This window comes from Streptomyces sp. Act143, from assembly GCF_003143935.1.
GTDB lineage: Bacteria > Actinomycetota > Actinomycetes > Streptomycetales > Streptomycetaceae > Streptomyces.
Genome location: NZ_QFRX01000001.1, coordinates 615,334 through 636,478, shown reverse-complemented (window position 1 = coordinate 636,478; position 21,145 = coordinate 615,334). Strand labels below are relative to the sequence as shown.

At 69.7% G+C, this 21,145-nt stretch carries 18 protein-coding genes; 10 read left to right on the top strand and 8 right to left on the bottom strand.

The window, feature by feature from the left end; all coding sequences use genetic code 11:
• The first annotated feature begins 231 nt into the window (after positions 1–231).
• The 4 genes from kdpF to kdpC are packed head-to-tail and all read left to right on the top strand — an operon-like array spanning position 232 to position 4,748.
• Positions 232–321 carry a K(+)-transporting ATPase subunit F gene (gene kdpF / locus DI272_RS02760; RefSeq protein WP_016434100.1) on the top strand — a complete coding sequence of 30 codons (90 nt, stop codon included), beginning with the start codon at positions 232–234 and terminating at the stop codon, positions 319–321.
• A 9-nt stretch (positions 322–330) separates the two neighbouring features.
• Positions 331–1,995 carry a potassium-transporting ATPase subunit KdpA gene (kdpA, locus tag DI272_RS02755; protein WP_109493528.1) on the top strand — a complete coding sequence of 555 codons (1,665 nt, stop codon included), beginning with the start codon at positions 331–333 and terminating at the stop codon, positions 1,993–1,995.
• Entirely contained in the window at positions 1,992–4,127 is a 2,136-nt protein-coding gene (kdpB, locus tag DI272_RS02750) for a potassium-transporting ATPase subunit KdpB (protein WP_109493527.1), read from the top strand. Before kdpA ends, kdpB begins: the two co-directional genes overlap by 4 nt.
• A 6-nt stretch (positions 4,128–4,133) precedes the next feature.
• Positions 4,134–4,748: a potassium-transporting ATPase subunit KdpC gene (gene kdpC, locus DI272_RS02745; protein WP_109493526.1), complete on the top strand. Its 615-nt coding sequence runs from the start codon at positions 4,134–4,136 to the stop codon at positions 4,746–4,748.
• 326 nt (positions 4,749–5,074) lie between these two features.
• Here the strand turns inward: kdpC and DI272_RS02740 are convergent, their stop codons facing one another.
• The gene (locus tag DI272_RS02740; protein WP_109493525.1) at positions 5,075–5,683 is read right to left on the bottom strand and encodes a TetR/AcrR family transcriptional regulator; all 609 of its coding nucleotides are present in this window, start codon (positions 5,681–5,683) and stop codon (positions 5,075–5,077) included.
• A gap of 125 nt (positions 5,684–5,808) precedes the next feature.
• On the opposite strand from DI272_RS02740, the gene DI272_RS02735 reads away from it, so the two are divergent.
• A complete protein-coding gene (locus DI272_RS02735) occupies positions 5,809–6,456 on the top strand; it encodes a peroxiredoxin-like family protein (RefSeq protein WP_109493524.1) in 648 nt (215 codons plus the stop codon).
• Between the two features lie 81 nt (positions 6,457–6,537).
• Here the strand turns inward: DI272_RS02735 and DI272_RS02730 are convergent, their stop codons facing one another.
• From DI272_RS02730 to DI272_RS02715, 4 genes are all read right to left on the bottom strand, one after another.
• Positions 6,538–7,014 (bottom strand): CBS domain-containing protein, encoded by a 477-nt coding sequence (locus DI272_RS02730; protein WP_109493523.1) that lies wholly within the window; start codon positions 7,012–7,014, stop codon positions 6,538–6,540.
• A gap of 136 nt (positions 7,015–7,150) precedes the next feature.
• Entirely contained in the window at positions 7,151–8,449 is a 1,299-nt protein-coding gene (locus DI272_RS02725; RefSeq protein ID WP_109493522.1) for an ArsB/NhaD family transporter, read from the bottom strand.
• Complete coding sequence (locus tag DI272_RS02720; RefSeq protein WP_109493521.1) at positions 8,446–8,733, bottom strand: hypothetical protein; 288 nt, start codon at positions 8,731–8,733, stop codon at positions 8,446–8,448. Before DI272_RS02720 ends, DI272_RS02725 begins: the two co-directional genes overlap by 4 nt.
• Positions 8,720–9,955, bottom strand: coding sequence for a sodium:proton antiporter (locus tag DI272_RS02715; RefSeq protein ID WP_109493520.1), 1,236 nt, complete (start codon positions 9,953–9,955; stop codon positions 8,720–8,722). Before DI272_RS02715 ends, DI272_RS02720 begins: the two co-directional genes overlap by 14 nt.
• A gap of 669 nt (positions 9,956–10,624) precedes the next feature.
• Here DI272_RS02715 and DI272_RS02710 point away from each other — a divergent pair.
• From DI272_RS02710 to DI272_RS02695, 4 genes are all read left to right on the top strand, one after another.
• Positions 10,625–11,209 (top strand): dihydrofolate reductase family protein, encoded by a 585-nt coding sequence (locus tag DI272_RS02710; RefSeq protein ID WP_109493519.1) that lies wholly within the window; start codon positions 10,625–10,627, stop codon positions 11,207–11,209.
• Positions 11,206–11,619 carry a VOC family protein gene (locus DI272_RS02705; RefSeq protein WP_109493518.1) on the top strand — a complete coding sequence of 138 codons (414 nt, stop codon included), beginning with the start codon at positions 11,206–11,208 and terminating at the stop codon, positions 11,617–11,619. The genes DI272_RS02710 and DI272_RS02705 overlap by 4 nt, the downstream gene beginning before the upstream one ends.
• A 115-nt stretch (positions 11,620–11,734) precedes the next feature.
• Entirely contained in the window at positions 11,735–12,160 is a 426-nt protein-coding gene (locus DI272_RS45075) for a hypothetical protein (RefSeq protein WP_258314441.1), read from the top strand.
• A 151-nt stretch (positions 12,161–12,311) separates the two neighbouring features.
• Positions 12,312–15,389, top strand: coding sequence for an NACHT domain-containing NTPase (locus tag DI272_RS02695; RefSeq protein ID WP_181387069.1), 3,078 nt, complete (start codon positions 12,312–12,314; stop codon positions 15,387–15,389).
• A 93-nt stretch (positions 15,390–15,482) separates the two neighbouring features.
• On the opposite strand, the gene DI272_RS02690 is transcribed toward DI272_RS02695, so the two are convergent.
• Both DI272_RS02690 and DI272_RS02685 read right to left on the bottom strand, forming a co-directional pair.
• Positions 15,483–16,613, bottom strand: a complete 1,131-nt coding sequence (locus tag DI272_RS02690) for a cellulose binding domain-containing protein (RefSeq protein WP_109493516.1) — start codon at positions 16,611–16,613, stop codon at positions 15,483–15,485.
• A 232-nt stretch (positions 16,614–16,845) separates the two neighbouring features.
• On the bottom strand, positions 16,846–17,868 hold the full coding sequence (locus DI272_RS02685; RefSeq protein ID WP_109493515.1) for a LacI family DNA-binding transcriptional regulator: 1,023 nt from the start codon (positions 17,866–17,868) through the stop codon (positions 16,846–16,848).
• Positions 17,869–18,166: 298 nt separating this feature from the next.
• On the opposite strand from DI272_RS02685, the gene DI272_RS02680 reads away from it, so the two are divergent.
• Complete coding sequence (locus DI272_RS02680; RefSeq protein ID WP_109493514.1) at positions 18,167–18,796, top strand: TetR/AcrR family transcriptional regulator; 630 nt, start codon at positions 18,167–18,169, stop codon at positions 18,794–18,796.
• 152 nt (positions 18,797–18,948) lie between these two features.
• Here the strand turns inward: DI272_RS02680 and DI272_RS02675 are convergent, their stop codons facing one another.
• Positions 18,949–20,415: a non-reducing end alpha-L-arabinofuranosidase family hydrolase gene (locus DI272_RS02675; protein ID WP_109493513.1), complete on the bottom strand. Its 1,467-nt coding sequence runs from the start codon at positions 20,413–20,415 to the stop codon at positions 18,949–18,951.
• Between the last annotated feature and the right edge of the window lie 730 nt (positions 20,416–21,145).

The following is a 21,145-nucleotide window of genomic DNA, read 5'->3' as shown; positions in this document are numbered from 1 at the left end:
CGGAGAGTGATCACGGGCCGGCCCGCGTCAGGGATTCGTCAAGGGCCCACAGCCCCGCGTCAGGGCTGCGTCAAGGGCCGATGAACAGGGGCGGCGCAGGGGGTTCCCTCTAGAGGTCCGTTCAACTTCGAACCTCATCCAGGAGCTTGCGATGGCCGATCTGGCCTTCGTCGTCGCCACGGTCGCGGTGTTCGCGCTGGTGGCTCTCATCGCCAAAGGGGTGGCGAAGCTGTGACCGCCGAGAACATCGTCGGCCTCGTCGTGGCTGTCGCCCTGCTGGGATATCTCGTCCTCGCCCTGATCTTCCCGGAGAGGTTCTGAGCACCCGACATGAGCCCCGTTCTTGCTGACGTGCTCCAGGTGACCGCGCTGATCGGCGCGCTCGCCCTGGTGCACCGTCCCTTCGGCGACCACATGGCCGCCGTCTTCTCCTCGACGAAGCATCTCCGGGCCGAGAAGTGGATCTACCGCGCGGTGGGCGCCGACCCCGACGCGGAGATGCGCTGGCCCGCCTATCTGCGGGGAGTGCTGGCCTTCTCCACGGTGAGCATGCTGTTCCTGTACGTGCTGCAGCGGGTGCAGGACAAGCTGCCGCTGTCCCTCGGCTTCAAGCCGATCGCCCCGGACCAGGCGTTCGACACCGCGGCCTCGTTCGTGTCGAACACCAACTGGCAGTCGTACTCGGGCGAGGTGGCCATGAGCCACGTCACCCAGACGGCCGGCCTGGCCGTGCAGAACTTCGTCTCCGCGGCTGTGGGCATCGCGGTGGCCGTCGCCCTGGTGCGCGGCTTCGCCCGGTCCCGCACCGGCGTGCTGGGCAACTTCTGGGCCGACCTGGTGCGCGGCACCGTCCGCGTCCTGATCCCGGTCTCCGTGGTCGCGGCGGTGTTGCTGGTCGCGGCGGGTGCCGTCCAGAACTTCGGCGACCTCCACTCGATCACCACGCTGACCGGCGACAAGCAGACCATCAGCCCCGGTGCCGTCGCCTCGCAGGAGGCCATCAAGAACCTGGGCACCAACGGCGGCGGCTTCTTCAACGCCAACTCCGCGCACCCCTTCGAGAACCCCGACGGTTTCACCAACCTGCTGGAGATCTTCCTGCTGCTGGTGATCCCGTTCTCGCTGCCGCGCACCTTCGGCACGCTGGTCGGCTCGGCCAAGCAGGGCCACGCCGTCCTCGCCGCGATGGCCGTCATCTGGTTCGCCGCAGTGGTGGCGGTGACGGTGGTGGAGTACGCGCACCCGGGGACCGCCTCGCAGCTCGCGGGCGGGGCCATGGAGGGCAAGGAGCAGCGGTTCGGAGAGGGGCCGTCCGCCCTGTTCGCGGTCTCCACGACGATGACCTCGACCGGGTCGGTGAACTCCTTCCACGACTCCTTCAGCGGCCTGTCGGGCGGCGTGCTGCTGCTCGGCATGATGCTCGGCGAGATCGCACCCGGCGGCGTCGGGTCCGGCCTCTACGGCATGCTGATCATGGCGGTCATCGCCGTGTTCATCGCCGGTCTGATGGTCGGTCGTACGCCGGAGTACCTGGGCAAGAAGATCGGCACCCGCGAGATCAAGCTGGCCGCCTGCTTCATCCTGGTCACCCCGGCCCTGGTGCTGATCGGCACGGCGCTGGCGATGGCGCTGGGCAAGGGCGAGTCGTCGATGACGAACGTCGGCGCGCACGGGTTCTCCGAGGTGCTGTACGCCTACACATCCGCGTCCAACAACAACGGCTCCGCCTTCGCGGGCTTCGGCGCGAACACCGACTACCACAACACGATGCTCGGTCTGTGCATGCTGCTGGGCCGCTTCCTGCCGATGGTGTTCGTGCTGGCGCTGGCCGGCTCGCTCGCCGGGCAGAACCCCGTACCCGCCACGGCGGGCACCTTGCGCACCGAGAAGCCGCTGTTCACCGGCCTTCTGGTCGGCGCGATCCTCATCATCACGGGTCTGACGTTCTTCCCGGCCCTGGCGCTGGGGCCCCTCGCCGAGGGGCTGGCGGCATGACCACCCACATCAAGAAGCAAGAGGACGCCGTGTCGCAGACGTCTCCCACCACCGCGGCCCTCGCGCCGCACCCGGACGTGCCCAGCGGGCACCAGGACGCACAACGTGTCGGTGCGGGGCTGTTCGACCCCAAGCAGCTGTGGACGTCGCTGCCCGGCGCGCTGCGCAAGCTCGACCCTCGGATGATGGTCAAGTCGCCCGTGATGTTCGTCGTCCTGGTCGGCTCGGTCGTCACCACCGTGCTCGCGGTCAAGGACCCCGGCGACTGGTTCGGCTGGACCATCGCGGGCTGGCTGTGGCTGACCGTCGTCTTCGCCAACCTGGCGGAGGCGGTCGCCGAGGGGCGGGGCAAGGCACAGGCCGACACGCTGCGCAGGGCCAAGACCGACACCGTCGCCCGCAAGCTCGACGGGACCGTGGTCGCCGGCACCGAGCTGAAGATCGGCGACCTGGTCGTCTGCGAGGCAGGCGACATCATCCCGGGCGACGGTGACGTCGTCGAGGGTGTCGCCTCCGTCGACGAGTCGGCCATCACCGGTGAGTCGGCGCCCGTCATCCGGGAGTCCGGCGGTGACCGGAGCGCCGTGACCGGCGGTACGAGGGTGCTCTCCGACCGCGTCGTCATCAAGATCACGACGCGGCCGGGCGAGACCTTCATCGACCGGATGATCAACCTGGTCGAGGGCGCGGCCCGGCAGAAGACGCCGAACGAGATCGCGCTGAACATCCTGCTGGCGTCGCTGACGATCGTCTTCCTGCTGGCGGTCGTCACGCTGAAGCCGTTCGCGGTCTACGCGGGCGCCGACAAGCAGACCTCGATGATCGTGCTCACGGCGCTGCTGGTCTGCCTCATCCCGACCACGATCGGCGCCCTGCTGTCGGCGATCGGCATCGCCGGCATGGACCGGCTGGTCCAGCGCAACGTCCTGGCGATGTCGGGCCGTGCGGTCGAGGCCGCCGGCGATGTCTCCACGCTGCTGCTCGACAAGACCGGCACCATCACCCTCGGCAACCGCCGGGCCGCGGAGTTCGTGCCGGTGCGCGGCACCACCGAGGCCGAGGTGGCCGACGCCGCCCAGCTGTCGTCGCTGGCCGACGAGACGCCGGAGGGCCGCTCGGTCGTGGTCCTCGCCAAGGAGAGGTACGGCCTGCGCGAGCGGCACCAGGGCGAGTTGGCGCACGCCACATGGATCGAGTTCACCGCGCAGACCCGCATGTCCGGCGTCGACGTCGACGGCAGGAAGATCCGCAAGGGTGCCACCGCCTCGGTCCTCTCGTGGGTCCGGGAGCGGGGCGGCACGGTCGCCGAGGACGCCCAGCGGGTGACCGACCGGATCTCCGAGGCGGGTGGCACGCCGCTGCTGGTCGCCGTCGAGGACGACAAGGGCGCCCGCGTGCTGGGGGTCGTCCACCTGAAGGACGTCGTCAAGGAGGGCATGCGGGAGCGGTTCGAGGAACTGCGCCGCATGGGCATCAAGACGATCATGATCACGGGCGACAACCCGCTGACCGCCAAGGCGATCGCCGAGGAGGCGGGTGTCGACGACTTCCTCGCGGAAGCCACGCCCGAGGACAAGATGGCCCTCATCAAGCGGGAGCAGGCCGGCGGCAAGCTCGTCGCGATGACCGGTGACGGGACGAACGACGCGCCCGCGCTGGCCCAGGCGGACGTCGGTGTCGCGATGAACACCGGCACGTCGGCCGCCAAGGAGGCCGGCAACATGGTCGACCTCGACTCCAACCCGACCAAGCTCATCGAGATCGTCGAGATCGGCAAACAACTCCTCATCACCCGGGGCGCGTTGACCACGTTCTCCATTGCCAACGACGTCGCGAAGTACTTCGCGATCATCCCGGCCATGTTCGCGGTCGCGTACCCGTCCCTGGACAGGCTCAACATCATGGGCCTGGCCTCGGCGGAGTCGGCGATCCTGTCCGCGGTGATCTTCAACGCGCTGATCATCATCGTCCTGGTGCCGCTCGCCCTCAGGGGCGTGCGCTACCGGCCGATGGGCGCCGACCGGATGCTGCGGCGCAACCTCGGCATCTACGGCCTCGGCGGGCTGATCGCCCCGTTCCTCGGCATCAAGCTCATCGACCTGCTCATCTCTCTGATCCCCGGGATCGGGTGAAGGACCATGAACAACTCCGTAGCGAACACCGGACGTCTGGCGTGGGCGGCACTGCGCATGCTGCTCGTCCTGACCGTGGTGACCGGCATCCTCTACCCGCTGGCCGTGACGGGGATCGCCCAGGCGTTCTTCCACGACAAGGCCAACGGCTCGGTCGTCGAGGCCGGCGGCAAGGAGGTCGGCTCGCAGCTGATCGGCCAGCGCTGGGACCTGCCCGGCACCGACAAGCCCGACCCCACGTGGTTCCAGGGACGGCCCTCCAACAGCGGCTACGACCCGCTCGCCACCGGCTCCAGCCAGCTGGGCGCCAGTGACCCGCGGCTGGTCAAGGCCGTGAAGGCGGCGAAAAGGCAGGTCGCCGAGTTCAACGGCGTGCCCGAGTCGAAGGTGCCCGTGGACGCGGTCACGGGCTCGGCCTCCGCGATCGACCCGGACATCTCGCCTGCCTACGCGGACCTTCAGGTCCAGCGTGTGGCCCGGGCGAACGGCCTGACCGCGGCCCGGGTGCAGAAGCTCGTCGACGATCACACCCAGGGGCGCACCGCGGGGTTCCTCGGCGAACCCCGGGTCAACGTCCTGGACCTGAACATCGCGCTCAAGGAACTGGCCGATCAGAGCTGATCGTGTCCCCGCAGCGGATCGCGGGAGCTCGCGAGGGGAGCCGTCGCCCGGCCGTCGGCTCCCGCCGCAGCCTCGTCCCCATCAGCAGCGGACGGGATCGGCGACGGCGACGCGTCTGCGGCTCCCGTCAGCGCAAGCACGGCACGGAAGGCGGCACTGCGTAGACGCGGGCGCTGGTGCCGGAGGGCGGTCACCGGCTTCTCAGGGCCCTCGCGGTCGACCTCAAGGCCCGTACGTACGAGGCGGATGCCTGCCGCCGTCGTGGAGAACGCCGTCCAGTGCAGCGGTACGGCGATGCCTTGCACGGAACCGGAGCGGAGTGGTGGCTACGGCTTCGCTCGGCCGTCGAGTGAGGCGAGTGAGGCGAGTGCCGCGGTGACCGTCCTGCCGAGGGCGCTCGCGTCCGCTCCGGCACGGGAGCGCAGGTTGACGCCGTAGGCGAGCAGGGCCAGCAGGTCGGCGGCGGTGTCGGGGTCGACGTCGGGGCTCAGGTCGCCCCGGGCGCCGGCCGTGCCGAGCGCCGTGCGCAGGGCCTCCCGGAACTGCTGGTGATGCCGGTCGAGAAGACCGCGCACCTCCGGGTCGCCGTTCTCGGCGCCCGCGTGCGCGTTGGACACCATGCAGCCCCAGCGGGCGTGCTCGCCCGAGCACCGTGCCCGGATCAGTTCGGCGAAGAAGTCCGCGATGGCCGGCAGGCCCCGCTCGTCCTGGGCGAGGCGGCGGAACGCCGGCTGGGAGCGCTGCTCGATGTAACGGCGCAGGGCGGCGCGGTACAGCTCCTGCTTGCCGCCGAAGGTGGCGTACAGGCTGGAGCGGTTGAGCCCGGTCGCGGTCACGACGTCCTGGATGCCGGTCGAGGCCGCGCCTTGGCGCCAGAACAGCCGGACCGCCGTGTCCAGGGCCGTGTCCGGGTCGAAGTGTTTGATGTCCGGCACGTCGTGTCACTCCGTCATCTTGAAACGAGGGTTCCAGGATACGCGTGCCCGGGTTATCTTGGAACGGTCGTTCCAAGTTGAGCGGCGTGTGCCGTGCCCACCCGTACGCCAGGAGGAGCCCTTCCATGACCCTCAACGCCGAGCTGCGCGCCTTCTACGAGGCCCGCCGGCTGCAGATCCCCGCCGAGACACGCGAGATCATGCGCCGGGCCGGGCAGGAACTCGCCGGTTCCGGCCAGGCCGATCGCGCCCTGACCGCAGGAGACCGGGCCCCGCGCTTCAGTCTGCCCTCCGCGACCGGGCGGACGGTGGCCCTGGACGATCTGCTGGCTGCCGGGCCGGTGGTGCTCACCTTCTACCGCGGCGCCTGGTGCCCGTACTGCAACATCGCCCTGCGCTCCCTCCAGCAGCACCACGACGCGATCACCGCCCGCGGCGCCCGCCTGGTGGCTCTCTCTCCGCAGATCCCCGACGAGTCCCTGTCCCTGACCGAGAAGCACGCCCTCGCCTTCGACGTCCTCAGCGACCTCGGCTCCGACACCGCCCAGCGGTACGGCCTCGCCTTCGACCTTCCCGAGGACCTCGCCGCCGTCTACGACAAGCTCGGCTTCGACCTCCAGCGCGTCAACGACGGCCACCCGCGCACACTTCCACTGCCCGCCACCTACGTCATCGACCGCGACGGCCTGATCCGCTGGGCGTTCGTGAACACCGACTACACCGCCCGCGCCGAACCGGCCGACATCCTCGCCGCCCTCGACGCACTGGACTGAGCCGGCGCAGGTGCCGCTGCCCGGCATGCCGCTGCTCCGGCAGGGCGGGCGGTGCCGGACGGACGAGGGCCACCCCGGCTCTCAGCCCTTGTCCGACCGTCCCGTGGCGCCGAGCAGCTCGTGCAGGAGATGGGAGGCGGTGATCACGCCGATCAGGTGGGTTCCGGCCTTGTCCTTCTCGGCGACCGCCACCAGGGGGCTGCGCACCCGGGCCATCAGCGCGGCCACCTCCAGGGCGGTGTCGTCGGGCGCGGCGATGGGCGGCGGCTCGGCCTTGCTGGACAGGCAGTCGCCGACGGTGCGCCCCTCCAACGACGCGCACAGCCGGTCGGCGTGCTTCTCGTCGACCACCGCGGCGAGGGTCGGATCCTCGATCACATAGGCCGGCACCAGCACCTTGACCATCTGGGACGCGGGCAGGATCGCCTTCGGCTCGCCCCGCTCGTCGAGCACCAGCAGACCCGGAAGCCGGTGCTCGGCCAGCAGCCGGGCCGCGTCCAGGGCGTCACTGTCCACGCTCACGGTCTCGTATCCGACCGCCAGATCACGGGCGCGCACGGCGGACTCCTCATCCCTCGGAACATTCCTGTACTCAGCCTCGTACAGCTGCGGAGCGTGAGCCAGGACATTGACGCGAAACATACGCGGCGGCCGTGCCGGGCGCACACCGGATGACCAGGCGCGGACCTCCTTCTCAGGCCAGGGCGAAGTAACGCAGCCACACGTACCCGGCCGACAGCGTCACGGTGACGACCGTGACCACCAGGCCGTACTTGGTGAACTGCCAGAAGGAGATGGGCTGGCGGTTGCGTTCGGCGATGCCCAGGACGACCACGTTGGCGCTGGCGCCGATCGCGGTGGCATTGCCCCCGAGGTCCGCGCCGATGCCCAGGGCCCACCACATGACGTGGTCGGGGTCGCCGCCCATGGTGTGCACGAGGTCGGCGGTGATGGGGGCCATGGTGGCGACGTAGGGGATGTTGTCGACGATGCCGGACAGTACGGCCGAGGCGCCGAGCAGCAGCATGGAGCCGCCGAGTTCGTTGTCACCGATGGCGTCGGCGAGAGACCTGGAGATCTCGCCGATCACGCCGGTCTCGATGAGGCCGCCGATCATGACGAACAGTCCGGCGAAGAAGGCGAGAGTCGGCCATTCCACCTCGCTGAGGACCTCACCGGTCTCGACGGCCGAGACCGCGACGAGCAGACCGGCGCCGAGCAGCGCGACGATGCTGGGTTCGTAGTGCAGCACGGGGTGGAGCACGAAGCCGGCGACGACCAGGGTGAGGACCACCAGGCCCTGGATCAGCAGCCGGGGGTCGCGGATGGCCTCGCGCTCCTCCAGCGCCATGACCTCCAGGGCGCGTGTCTCGTCGTAGACGAAGGAGCTGCGGAACAGGAAACGGCACAGCACGACGAGCACAACGGTCAGGAACGCGGACAGCGGGGCGAGGTGGACCAGGAAGTCGTTGAAGGTCAGGCCCGCCCGGCTGGCGATGATGATGTTGGGCGGGTCGCCGACCAGGGTCGCGGTGCCGCCGATGTTGGAGGCGAACACCTCGGCGATGAGGAAGGGCGCGGCCGGCAGCGCGAGGCGCTCGCACACCAGCAGGGTCACCGGGGCGATCAGCAGCACGGTGGTGACGTTGTCGAGGAGCGCCGAGGCGAGGGCGGTGATGACGACGAGCATCACCATCACCCGGAACGGCCGGGCCCGCGCCCGCTTCACCGCCCAGATGGCCAGGTACTCGAACATGCCGGTCCTCTTGAGCACGCCGACGATCATCATCATGCCCATGAGCAGGAAGATGACGTTCCAGTCGACCCCCGCGTGCTCGGAGAAGAAGGCCGACTTGTCGTCGGTGGCGCCGATGGCCAGCATCAGGGCGGCGCCCCCGAGAGCCGCCGCCACTCGGTGGATCTTCTCGCTGATGATCAGCGCGTACGTCGCGACGAAGACGACGACCGCCGCCCAGCTCTGCCAGCCGTTCACGATCCTCCGGCGAGTCGTTCCGTCGGACGGGCGGCCGTCACGGCCCCGCCCCGGCGGATCCGGGCGGCGCCGCGCTCGGCGACCGCGACCAGCGGTGCACGGGTGCGGGCCATCCGGGCCGCGATGTGCCTGACGTTCACGTTCGGTCCGACCGCCGGGGGCCGGAACCCGCGGCGTGGCAGCCACCGCGTCACCGTGCGCCCCACGAGCTGCGAGACGGGCGCGACGGCGGCGCCGTCGGTGGACACGGACGGACAGGGCTCGGCGAGTTCATGCGCCGACACGGGCGGCCTCCTTCGGGGTGACAGGTGTGGGGACGGTGCCGTCCACGCCGGCGATGTCCTCGACGTGGAAGAGGCAGGCGATGGGGACGTCGGTGGAGCTGTGCGCGACGATCGAGAAGGCGATGCACACGGCGATCAGCGTGAACGCCTCCTCGCCCTGCGGAATGCCGGCCTGGAGCACCAGCAGCCCGTAGACCACCGAGGCGAAGCCCTTCGGGCCGAACCAGGCGGCGACCAGCTTCTCCTGCCGGGTGAACCGGGTGCCGAGCAGCGACAGCAGCAGCGAGGCCGGCCGGATCAGCACGATCGCCAGGACGGCCGCGACGTACCCGGCGAAGGACAGGTCCCCGAAGAGCGACGGCGTGAGCAGGGCGCCGAACACCAGCAGCGCCGCGAACTTGGCCAGCTCCGCGAGCGCCTCGCCGAGCGGCTCGAACACGTCCTTCGCCTCCCCCGACCGCGCGGTGAGCACCGCGCCCGCGGAGAACGCCGCGAGGTAGGGGTTGGCGTGCGTGAGGTGGCACAGGGCGTACAGGATCACGCCGATCGCCAGCGGCAGCAGCGGCTGCAGCTTGGGCTCGGCGCCCAGCAGCCGGAACCGTACGAGCTCGATCACGACGCATGGCAGTACGACACCGAAGACCAGCCCGAGGACCAGCTCCAGGGCGATCTTCCCGAGGTCGGCCTCGGCGTGCCCCGACGTCGGCCCGGCCGCGGCGATCAGGACGAGGACCACCGGCAGGGCGAGCCCGTCGTTGATGCCGCTCTCCACGTTCAGCAACTGCCGCAGTTTCGCCGGGACTTCCTTGCGGCCGACGATCGCCGACGCGAACACCGGGTCGGTGGGGGCGAGTACGGCACCCACCAGGAAGGACGTCGTCCAGTCCAGCCCCACCAGGAAGTGCGTGACCAGCGCCATGCCGACGAACGCGAGCGGCATGCCGAGCCCGAGCGCGCGGGCCGGGTTGCGCCAGTTCGCGCGCAGCTTGGGGAAGGACACATGCATGCCGTCGGTGAACAGCACCGCGAACAGCGCAAGGTCGGCCGTCACGGACACGATCTCGCTGTCCGGCGTGATGTGGATCAGCCCGAGGAAGCCGTCACTGACCAGAGCCCCGCCGGCCAGGAAGAGGAGGGACGTGGACAGAACGGTCCGGGCGGCGAGCCCGGACAGCAGCACCGCGATGAGCAGCGCCGCGCCGAAGACCACGACGAGCACCATGACCTGAACCCCCGATCGGCAAAGACAGCTGTCCTGTGCATCGCCGACCAGGCTTCCCGGCACACCGCGAGGAACCCTACACGTTCTTTACGCGGCATTGACAGGTCATTGACCCGCACGCTGACGTGCCGCTTGTTGCCGCGTCCCGGCAACAAGAGCCGGGGAGCCTGTGCCAAGGCGGGCGCGGTGGCGCAGCCTGTGTGGGCACCCCCTCGGCAGCCGACACAACTCTCAGGCGCTGTCAGCAGTCTTCTCAACGAGAGCCGCGTTGGGCCGCTCTATGAAGGAGGTGCGTCGGATGCCCGGGCGGTGGCAGAGGCCGGGGGGCTTCTCAGCGCGTGCGTGCGGGCGAGGGGAGACACCCGTCGGCGGCGGGCCTCCTGCCGGTCACCCCACGGATGTGCTGAGCGACGTGCTGGAGCCCCTGCTGCGCCGCGCCGACCTGCTGTCCCAGCTGCTGCGGCTCGGAAACGGACGTGATCCTCGGGAGCATGAGGCGTGACGGCGTACCACTGCCGGACAGGGGCGGTGGCCTGCTGAGCACCCCAGGGGCTGCTTCGGGCCGATGAGTTTGCCGCCTGCCTGAAGTCTTCCTCGTGACATCCCGGCCGCGTCGGCGGTTCCGAGGCTGCCGGACGGCGGTGTCATGGAGGAGAGAGGGAGGCCAGGATGAACGCTCCGATTCGGCTGTACATGTCGATGTCGCTCGACGGCTTCATCGCCGGCCCGGACGACCGGCCGGGACAGGAACTCGGACGCGGCGGTGGACGGCTGTTCAACTGGCTCGACGACCGGGAGTCCGACGGTCCGAGCGGCCAGGTCTACCGCGAGGCGCTGGCGACCGGCGCGCTGATCTCCGGCCGACGGACTTTCGAACTCGCGGGGCGTTGGCAGGGCGACCACCACGACGGCGTCCCCATCTTCGTCCTCACCCACCAGGTGGAGGACGGGGACGTGCCACCCGGCCACGCGCGTTTCGTCACCGACGTCGAGGACTGCGCCCGGCAGGCCCGGGCAGCCGCCGGGGACCGGCCGGTCATGGTCCACGGGGCGGGCGCGGCCCAGGCACTGCTGCGGGCCGGGCAGCTGGACGAGATGGAGATCCACCTGGTTCCGGTCCTCCTCGGGGGCGGCCGGCGACTCTTCGACCACCTCGGCGGTCAGCACACCGAACTCGACCTCGTCCGACGGCTCGAGGACCGGGACGTCACCCACCTGCGCTACCAGGTACGTCGATCCGAGGAGGCCGCGTGAAGACGCTCTTCGTCTCCTACCGCGTCACCGACCTCGCCCGCTCGCTCGGCTTCTACACCGCCTTGGGCTACGTCGAACTGGGCCGGGTCGAGGTCGGTGACGGGGCTCGCCTGGTGATCCTCAAGTTCCCCGGGGAACCGGCGGCCTCGCTCGAACTGGTCCACCGTCCCGGCGACGCGCCGGTCGACGTGGGCAGCGGGTTCGACCACCTCGCGATCCAGGTGGAAACGCTCGCCACCACGCTGAAGACACTGACCGAAGCCGGCCTGGAGCCCGGCCCCCTCCAGTTCCCCGGCGGTCCGGACGGCCCGAAGACGTCGTGGCTCACGGACCCCGACGGTTACCGGATCGAGCTGGTGGAATGGCCGCCCGGCCACCTGGACGGCATCACGGAAGCAGACTTCGCCTGAGCCCTGAGCCCTGAGCCCTGAGCCTCCCCGTCTCCGGCGGACCCTACGAGAGCCTGACGTGGCGGTGATTCCGCCCTGCCCCTCCTGCCACAGTGGCAACTCCGGTGCCGTCCGCATGAGCAGGCACACCAGGCGCAGGTCACCGTTGCAGATCCGGCTGCCGGCCACCGGAGGCGCAGTCCTCGCCGTCGGCTCCGGCGGGGAGTTACCGGCCTCCATCACCGTGCTCGGCTCCCTCGCGAAGGTGATGAACGCGGGCGGTGACGGCCGGCTCCAGGTCGTCCAGCGGCCGTTGCCCGACGGCCAGGAAACGCTGTGCCGGCCGGAGCGTGCCGGTGACTTCTTCTGCGGCGGCAACACCGGCAACTCCACCGTCACCGGCTACCGCACCGGCACCCACGGCAGGCTCGCGCTGACGAACGACGTCGGCGTGGCCACCCCGCCGTCGGTCCGGTCCCAGGGAGTCATCGACCTGGCGGTGACGCGGGACGCGAAGTTCCTGTACGCCGACTCCGGGATGCAGGGGATCGCCGCGGTGTGACACGAAGCGGGCGTCCCACGCGCCGGCGGCGACCGCTGCCGGCGCATAGCCGGGCCGGTGGTGCGGCTGGTATCCCATGGATGGACAGGTCGTGTGCACAACGGCGGGGCGTGCCCGAGCCGTTCATGTCCGGGGCAGGCGGGGGGCGCTGGTGGGGGATCAGCTGCGGGACTGGCTTCCGGCCGCGGGGGCGTTCGTCCTCGGGGTGCTCGTGCTGAAGCTCAAGGACTGGCTGAAGCTCGCGGTGGACCGTACGGCCGCTGTCGTGTACCGGCGGCTGGCGGGCAGCGCTCTGCTCCGCCGTACCGCTTTGCGTCGTTACACCGTCAAGCTGTACGAGCGTCATGCCCGCTTCTCCGTCTCCTTCCGCCCGGACGAGCACCAGGCGATGGACATGGCCTCCATCTACGTCCCGCTGCGCGCCGCCACGGGCTTCGGTACCGAAACCGAACATCAGCAGGCGGAGATCACGCTGCGGGACTGCCGCCGGGCCGTGGTGCTGGGAGCGCCGGGCGCCGGCAAGACCATGTTGCTCAGGCACACCGTGCTGGCCTGGGCACATCGACGCTACCGCCCCGAGTTGACGCCGTCCCGCACGTGGTACGACCCGCGCCGCAGGCATCGTGTCGTTCTGGGGGTGTGCACCGACGTACCGGTCCTGCTGCCCTTGCACTCGGTGGACCTGGACACGGACGACCTCATCGGGCACATCGTCGACCACTTCGCCGAGCACGACTTCCCCAACGCGCGCACCTGGGTCGAACGCGCCTTGGCGGACGGCAGGCTCGCGCTGTACTTCGACGGACTCGACGAGGTGCCGACGGCGCAGCGCGCCAGGATCGTTCACGAAGTACGGCGCTTCCTGCACGCGTACGACCGGTGCCGGATGGTCGTGACGTGCCGGATCGCGGTCTACCGGGGGGAGTTCGCCGACGAGGCCATTCCCGTCGTACGGGTGGAGGAGTTCGACGATCGACTCATCCAACGCTTCCTGTACGGCTGGCCCTGGCCTTCGACGCTCGAGCCCGACACCGTGGAACAGCTGCTGGGCGCGCTGCACGACACACCGCAGCTGATGCCGCTGGCCCGGAACCCGCTGCTGCTGACGATGATCGCGTACCTGTACAGCTACGAGTACGCGGGCACCGGCCAGGCCCTGCCGCACAACAGGACCGACTTCTACGACCAGGTCACCGTCAGCCTGCTGCGGGACCGCCAGCGTGACGCACGGTTCGCGCAGCCGGTGAAACGAGCAGCTCTCCGACGTCTCGCCCTGGCCGCGCAGGACGTCCCCCCGGACGCCTACGACCGGCTGGCGGTTCCGTCGGAGAAGGTCCTCAGCGTCCTGCGCGAGGTACTGGAGCGCTACGGTCGCCCGGCCGAGAGCGCCGAGGACATGCTCGGCGAGATCGTCGACCGCAGCGGTCTGCTGCTGTCGCTCGACAACGGCGAGCGCTTCCAGTTCGCTCACCTGACCCTTCAGGAATACCTGGCCGCCATGGCGCTCGGCGACGAACCGGACATGCTTCTGGAGCGCTACCGACGCGACCCCGAAGTCTGGCGGGAGACCGTCCGCCTGTGGTGCGGCGCCGTCACGCGAGACTGTTCCGACGTGGTGCGCGAGGTTCTCGCTGCCGACCCCCTGCTCGCCTTCCAGTGCCTGGCTGACGCGCACGTGGTCGACGACGCCCTTGCCGACGGGATCGTCAGCGACTTCCATTCCCGGCTCGTGCCCGACGCGCCACGGTCCGCGCAGGCGGATGCGGTCGTGGCCGCGTTCGGTCTGGTCGCCGCGGACCGCCGGCCGCGCGGCCTCGGTGTCTTCGCGCTGCTGTGCACGACCGCCGAGACCGCCACCGCACCGGAGCGGGCACGCCTTGCGGTCCAGGCGTTGGTGGCCACCCGTTCACCCCGTGCGGCACGGTTTCTCGCCTCGCGCATGACCTCCTCGCCCGACGCTCAGGAGGCGTTGGTGGCCCTGGGCGATGTAGCGGTGGGTGCGTTGCGGGAGATGCGGGACGAGCTGCCGCTGACCCTCGTCGCCCGGACGCTCTGGATGATCCGGACACCCAGAGCCGTCCTGGCGATGGGCGGCATGCTCGACGAACTGACGACAGGCGAATCGCCCGAGGATTCCTGGCACCTGGCCTTCCTGCTGGCCGATCTCCTCAAAGACCCGGAGGCGGCGGAAGCCATGCGGAACCTGCCGAGGTCCCTGCGCGTGCGCAGGACTTGGCTGAGCTGGTCCTGGGTGTGGGAGCCCTACTCCGAGAGCCTCCCTGGTCTGTGGCTCTCGAGCGTCCCGGAGATGCTCGTCGCGCTCCTCCACGAGGCCGCGAGGGCGGGCGCGGCGCCACCTGAGGCGACCGAGCCCGACCCGCGCCTGGTGATGCCCCTGGTCCTGGTCGAGGACGTGGCCACGCGCCCTGGACGCCTCAGGCTGACGGCGGACGACCTCGATGCAGGGCTCCGGTCGGACCTCGATGCCCTGTTCGGTGAAGAGGGAGCCACGGCACAACTCCTCGACCGGCACGGACCGGGCTCGCTGGGACGCCGGCTCGCCTCCCACGCCTCCCCGGCCGCGGCGCCGTTCAGCGAGGCTGCCGCGCGTGCTGACCTTGCGCGACGGGTGGCAGCGGCGGCGGGGGTGCCGGACGTACGTGTGCGCGTCCTGCAGTGGCTGCGCCCTGAGCTGTGCGTGCGGGCGGTGCAGGTGCTCATGTCCAAGGGCATCGCCACCAGGGACGCCTGGGAGTCGGGCTCTTCCCTGCTCAAGTACGACTTCGCCACGCGGCTCCCCGTGCTTCTTCCCTTCTACTTCATGCTGTCCGTCGCACCCGGCGCCAAGACCGTGGCGATCGTGCGCGAAGGCCGGCTGTGGGGTGTACAGGGCTGGCTCAGCGTCGTCTTCCTGGCGCTGAGCCTGGGCAGCGCGGCGTTCCTGCTGCTGGGCAAGGTGCCGTTGCGGAGACTGTGGAGCTGGAGCCGGCCCGTTCGTGCCGTGCGCCTGGCCTTCTGGATCTGGTTCGTCTTCGCCGTCCCTGTCACTTGCCTCCTCGCCCTGGCCGCATGGTGGGGTACCTGGAAGTCGCTCACCGTGGGACTTCTGTGTTTCGCCGGCGTCCTGTGGGTCGCCCGGCCCATGGCGCGGCGCCAGGCCCTGGCGGACCTCCTCGACGACGAACTCCCGCTGCTGATCCGGCTGATGGACCGACAAGCCCCCGAGTAGGGTGCGCCGACGCGCCGGGCACCCCGGGTACGGAGGCCGGGGCCCGCCGTTCCCTGGGGAGGAAGCGGGTGGGCCCCGGCGTGGGCGCGGAGGTCAAACGGTGGTGCAGGCCGTGCCGTTGAGGCTGAAGCCCGAGGGCTTGGTGAAGGTGCCGCCGTAGGTGCCCTGGAATCCGAAGGACGCCTGGCCGCCGGCGGCGATCTGCTGGTTGTAGCCGACGTTGCTCGCCGTGACAGCTCCCGAGGAAGGGGAGACGGTCGCGTTCCAGGCGCTGGTGATCTGCTGTCCGGAGGGCAGGGTGAACGCGAGCTTCCAGCCGTTGACCGCGGAGGAACCGGTGTTGGTGACGGTGACATCGGCGGTGAACGCGCCCTGCCAGACGTTCGCGGTGTACGCCACCTTGCAGGCCGCCGAGCCGCCGGGGCCTCCCGGGTCACCGGAGGAGCCCTTGTTGACGGTCGAGGAGAACGAGGTCAGGGCGAGGCCCGCGCCGTTCTGCCAGGGCTCGAAGCCCGCCTGAACACTGGTCAGGTACCAGCTGCTCTGCGCCAGTCCCCGGGAGACGGCCTGCCGGGCGAAGTCCATGACGTCGAAGCTCCAGCTGCTGATCGCCGACGGGGCGACGAACGACAGCACGTCGTTGGAGCCGTTGTTTCCGGACCACACCTGCCACTCGCGCCCGCCCACGGTGGCGGAGCCGACCGGGGCGCCCACGGGCTGGACGGATCCGACCCTGTTGAACCAGATCATGATCTCGGTTCGGTTCACGCCGTCGGTCCGGGGCGTGGGGTCGAGCCAGATGTCGTAGGCGGCGTCGTACACCGCGTTGTTCACATAGCTGTACGAGGTGCTCGTCGGCGCGCTGGAGATGGTGCTGAGCTGCGCGGGAAGGCTGGTGCCGGGCGAACAGTTGGTGTAGTGGCAGCCGTTGTAGACGGACGGATACGACTTCGGAGCGCCGTTGGTGGGGACGGAGCCCTCGGCCTGCGTGAGCCTGAACCCGGAGTCGGTGACGGCGATGCACTGCGTGGCGCTGGTGCCCCAGCGGTTGTTCTGGACGACGTAGCGGCCCTGGATGGTCGTCGTCCCGAACTGTTCGCAGATCGTGGTGTCGGCCTGTGCCCCCGACGCGGTGGTCAGAAGCGCGGCGAGCGAGACGAGTGAGGTGAGCAGCGCGCCGAGGATGCCCCGCGCGCTGCGGGCGTGGCGTGGTGGAGGTCGCATGCGGATCCTCTTCGGAGGGATGGGGGGATTCGGGGAGGCGTCCCCAGGTGGCTGTTGGGAGCGCTCCCATTCCCTCGGTCGGCACGGACACTAGAGATGATTCAGGTTCATGACAAGACTCTCGACGCAAAGGGAGGGGACCGATCGGTGAGGCGCAGGTCGGAAACGGACCCCGCGGCGGAGCGCGACGGTACAGGGAGGAGAGCTCCCCGCACCCGTCACCCGGCGGCGGTCAGGTGGATTCGCGCACCATCAGTTCCGTGCGGAGGATGACGTGCCGCCAGGCCACGGCGCCCTCCTCCATCTCCTCCAGGAGCAGCCGGACCATGGCCTGCCCCATCGCCTCGATCGGCTGACGCACCGTGGTCAGCCGGGGTGCGGTCTGCTGGGCCAGCGGGAAGTCGTCGAAACCGATCACGGCGACATCCTCGGGCACCCGGCGTCCAGCCGAGTGCAGCGTCTCCAGGGCTCCCGCAGCCGTGGTGTCCGACGCGGCGAGGACGCCGTCGATCTCCGGCTGCCGCCGCAGGAGCTCGGCCATGGCGCGGCGTCCGCTCTCCGCCGTGAAGTCGCCCTCGGCGACGAGCGTCTGCCCGCCTTCCAGGCCGGCAAGGCTCAGGGCCTCCTGGTAGCCCCGCAGTCGGCACTGGGTGACGTACATGTCGGCCGGCCCGGTGATGGTGGCGATCCTCCGGCGGCCTCGTCGCACCAGATGGGAGACGGCGCTGCGGGCGCCGCCAACGTTGTCCACGTCGACGTAACTGACGTACTCGTCGCCGGAGCGGCGCCCCAGCAGTACGGTCGGCAACCGGGCCTCGGCGAGCATGTCCGGCAGTGGGTCCCCGGCGTGCACCGACATCAGCAGGACGCCGTCGACGCGGCCGCCGCGCGCGTACTCCAGGAAGCGCTGCCGCTCGGCGTCCGAGCGGACCAGGGTCAGCATCAGCTGCATTCCGGTGCCGGACAGCGCGTCCCCGAGCGAGCTGACGATCTCCGAGAAGAAGGGCTCCGCGAACTGCCGCCAGTCCGGTTCCGTCATGACCAGGGCGATCGCGTCGGCCCGCCGCACGGCGAGGGAACGAGCCGCGAGGTTGGGCACGTACCCCAGTTCCTCGATGGCTCGCTGCACCTTCCGGCGCGTCGACTCCTTGACGCCTGCGGCGTTGTTGATGACGCGGGAGACCGTGCCCCGTCCCACCCCGGCGCGGGCGGCCACCTCCTCCAGCGTCGGCGTCGCCGGGCGCTGTCTGCCCATGACCACCTCCCCCACGAGATCACCGATCTTACGGGGGCGGGGGTGGCGAGCACATGACTTTGCCCGGGGTGCGGGGAGAGTGGGGGCCATGGCATGCGAGAGCGCTGGGAGCGCTCCCGTCGTCGGCTGGGGAGGTGAGTGAGCGGGAGGGTACGCGGAGCGCCCGACCGGCGCTCGTCATATCGGCTACGGCGTCGCTGTTAAGGTGCCGTGCGAGGAGGTGGGACATTCCGTGGCAGAACCTGGTCCTGCGCGAGCGGGCGCGGCATCGGCTCGGCGTTCTCCGGGGCGGCCGCCGGTGCCGTTGGAGCGCATCGTCGCCACAGCGCTGCGGATCGTGGACGAGGAAGGCTCCGACGCCCTGTCGATGCGGACGCTGGCCCAGCGTCTGGGCTCGGGTACGGCGACGCTGTACCGGCACTTCGACAACCGGGCGGCTCTGGTCGCCCACGTCGTGGACCGCATGTTCGGCGTGGTGGAGCTGGACGGCGACGAACTCCTCGCGATGGGCTGGCAGCAGGCGCTGCGGACGGTCGCGCACACCATGTTCGACGCCTTGGCCCGGCACCGGAACGCGGCGCGTCTCATGGTCGAGCAGATTCCGCTGGGACCGAACGCCATGGCCCTTCGGGAGCACTGTGTGGCGGTGCTGCTCGGCAGCGGGTTCCCGCCGCGAGCTGCCGCGTACGCGTACGCGACCTTGGCGCGCTATGTCCTCGGCTTCGCCGTACAGGTCAACGGGCACGGCGGTGCGGGGCAAGTTGACGACACGCAGTCGGCGGCCTTCTTCCGGAGCGTGGACCCGGACGTGTTCCCCGCCACTGTCGCTGTTGCCGGGGTGATGCCGGTTCCGATCGAGGAGGAGTTCTCCTTCGGTCTCGATCTTCTTCTCAGCGGGCTTGCCCAGCTGCGGGATGTGTCCCGGTAGATTCAGGACCTTGGACCGGCCCCGCGGACGGCCCGGGGGCCGACGGCGACCAGGTCGGCTTGCATGCCCGAACGAGGCGGACCCGGCCTGTTGCCGGGTCCGCCCCGTGCTGCCGGTCCGGCCCTGGCGGAGGGCGGACTCGGGGTGTGCCGTCAGCGCTGCAGAGTCAGCAGCCCGGGACGGTAGGGGAGGAGGCCGTAGTCGCCGCCTGAGTTGGGGCTGCGCCCCTGGTAGAGCAGCTGTAGGTGGCACGGGTCGACGGTCATGGTCTGGTCCGCGCTGGTGCGGATCAGTTCGCCATGGCTGATGTCGTTGGTCCACGTGGCGCCGCTGTTGGCCTTGCCGGCGAAGGGGTTGCTCTCGGTGGCGGCCTGGGGTGTCCACGTGCCGTTCAGGCTGGTGGCCGTGAACGAGCGGAAGTAGCGGCCCTGTGAACCGATCGCCTCGACGATCATGAGGTAGCGGTTCTGACCCTGAAGCTTGTAGACCTGCGGTGCCTCGAACAGGTTGTTCGTCGTGTCGCTCATGACGACGGTGGAGGTGCTGCCGAAGCTGCCCGGGAAGTTCCCGATCGGCATGCTGGCCCGGTAGATCTTGCCGTTGTCACCGGCGAAGAACAGATACATGTTCGTTCCGTCGCCGATGAGTGTCTGGTCGATCGGTCCGGTTCCGGAGCCGGAGATGCTTCCGGAGAACAGCACCTGCGGCGCTGACCAGCCGTTCGGGTTGGTGGGATCACTCGATGTCCGGTAGGAGAAAGCGGTCCCGCCCCACTGGTAGGCGAGCACCCAGATGTTCTTCGGCGCGAAGTAGAAGAGAGTGGGCGCGACGGTGGCGGACGACATCGTGTTCTGGCTGGCGGAGGCCATGTCCGACCAGTTGCTGAACAGGCCGAAGTTCATCGAACCCCAGCTCGTCCCCGTGTCGTGCGTCGTGGCGTAGACGAGTTGCTTGCCGTTGTAGGGGGCGACGGTGAAGTCCTTCAGAGAGACCCAGCCCGACTTGGGCTGCGCGAGTGCGCCCGTCGACGACCAGCGGTACGTCGACGGAAGATCGCACGCGCCGGGCGTGTCGGTGCCGACCTTGACGAGCTGCCACTGCTGGTTGGTGCCGCCCCAGTCGTCGTACTGGACGATGTTCGCGTTGTCGGCGGTGGAGGCGCCCTGCACTTCGAGGGCCTTGCCGCTGTGGCGCGAGATGAGCCTGACGTACCCGTCCGAACTGTCGGCCAGTCGCCACTGCTGGTTGGTGCCGTTCAGATCGGTCCACTGGACGATCGAACCGCCGTTCGCGGTGGACCAGTTGTACAGGTCCAGCACCTTGCCCGAGAGGCGGGACTTGAGGCGGTAGTAGCCGTCGCCGGAATCGATGAACTGCCACTGCTGCTGGCTCTGATCGTTTCTGGTCCACTGGGTGATGCGGGCGCCGTCGTTGGTCGCCATGTTGTAGACGTCCAGCGCTTTGCCACTGTTGCGGTTGATCAGCACGTACGAGGCGTTGGTGTCGACGGTCGCCGCGCTGGCGGGCTGGGCGCCGAGGAAGGTGGCCACGAGCAGCAGCGGTGCAAGGACGGCGAGTAAGCGTCTGAGGGGAACCGTTGACGGGTGGCGCGACCGCATCTGAGTGCCTCCTTGGGGGCGCGGGGCGAGGTGGCGTCGGCGAACCGCGGAGCGGTGGGCCGGAGATGAAATTCCTCGAAACATTCGAGGAGTTCACGGATCTTTCGACGCCACAAGATAGAAATGAGGGGTCCCTCGGTCAAGGTCTGTCGCTGTTCTGTCTGCAAACAGCCCCCCGACTTCGGGGGGTGGCGAGGTGTCGCGCAAGCCTGGGAACCGGCGGGGAAGGAGCCGTACGGCTCACGATTTCAAGGGGGCTGACCAGGGGCGCGAAGGTGAAGCGACTGTTTCCTGTACTCGCTTCGATCGCGGTCTGGGGGGCGTGATGTCTTCCGGCGGCGTCAGTCGCAGACGGTCGCACGGCCAAATCCATCTCCGAATGTTTCGGAGATAGTGGAGCAACTTTCTCTGTCGAATGTATTGACGATCCACCGTCAATGCCTCAATCATCCCTCACCAAGGGCCGACCGCAGTTCGAAATGTCGAACCGCCCTTGCCGTGCGCCACCCGCGACGCACCACCGATCCACCCGCCGTCGCACGGCCCATCCACGCACCACAGCACCTGCGCCACCCCGTTTCGTTCCGGTGCGGTCCGCACCGGCGCAGCTGACTCTTCGTGCAGATGGAGAGGTACGCGACGCCGAGTGACGGCCACCGGCTGAGCCGCGATGGAGTACCTCCGTGCCTGTGCCGAAACAGCGCTGCCGCGCGCCGAACGTCACCCGAGG